General features: G+C 66.7%; 2 protein-coding genes. Both read right to left on the minus strand.

The features are described 5' to 3' along the window. The coding region (locus EOA33_RS36780) for a DUF922 domain-containing protein (RefSeq protein ID WP_127407800.1) at positions 1 to 187 on the minus strand (187 nt) is incomplete at its 3' end. A 77-nt stretch (positions 188 to 264) separates the two neighbouring features. Then, positions 265 to 994 (minus strand): tetratricopeptide repeat protein (locus tag EOA33_RS36785; RefSeq protein ID WP_210212655.1); only part of this gene is annotated, 730 nt, incomplete at its 5' end.

Genomic DNA, 994 nt, shown 5'->3' on the forward strand with positions numbered 1-994 from the left:
GTTCGTTGCCTGCACTGTCCTTGCCGATCACCGGGCCTTTCTCGCCGATCGAGGCATAGAGCTCCGGTGCGGTCTGTCCGGAGACGGCATAGGTCTCGACCTTTTCGACCGGCTTCCAGTCGCCGGCCCGCGCCGATGCGGACGGCAGCATGGCCGCGAGCAAAAGCAAGAGGATGGCTGGTTTCATGCGCCCCCGCGGATTGGCAATGGAGCCCGAGTCGGCGGGCGATCGCCGGCCATCATGCCCGCTGCGCGGCGGACTGGCTATGCCGGCGTGTTGTCCCAGCCGGCGCGCTCGAGACCGGTTCGCAACCGGTCACAGTTCTCGGCGCACTCTATGCGCAGGTCTGCAAGGATATCCGCCACGGTCAGGCCCGAATCCAGCGCGCGGCCTTCCCTAACGCAAGCCTTGGCTTTCTCGGTGTCGCCGTCGAGCGCGTGGCACGCCGCCAGTCGCGCCCATTGCCGCACGCCCTTGAGCGGCAGGCAGGAGAAGGAAGCCGCGGCCTCACGGTAGCGGCCGGCGATGAACAAGGCTACGCCGCGGTCGAAATAATACCAGCTCGGATGCATCGGGTTGAGCTGGATGGCCTGGTCGAGCAGCGCCAGCCCGGCTTCGCCATCGCCTCGCAGCGCCCTGAAGTAGCCGGTCTGGGCGAGCGTGTCGGCATCGTAGGGATTGAGGTCGAGCGCGCGGGCGAAGTGCTTTTCGGCGGCTTCGTATTCGTCGCAGCCCCGCCAGAGCAGCGTCAGTGCCAGGATCCTGTGGCATCGCCCTTCGTCGGGACTGACCGCGATTGCGTGCAGCGCCCGGTCGCGCGCCTGATCGAGCACGGCACGCGGCGCGGCGGAACAGCCTCCTATGATCATGTCGGCAAGCGCCAGATAGGCATGCGCAAGGCCTGATTCCGGATCGCGTTCCAGCGCCTTGAGGAAATGCTCGCGTGCCTCCTCGTTCACTCCACCGCCAATGTCGAGGCCTACCTCCATCTGC

It is taken from the genome of Mesorhizobium sp. M4A.F.Ca.ET.050.02.1.1, from assembly GCF_003997725.1.
Classification (GTDB): Bacteria; Pseudomonadota; Alphaproteobacteria; order Rhizobiales; family Rhizobiaceae; genus Mesorhizobium.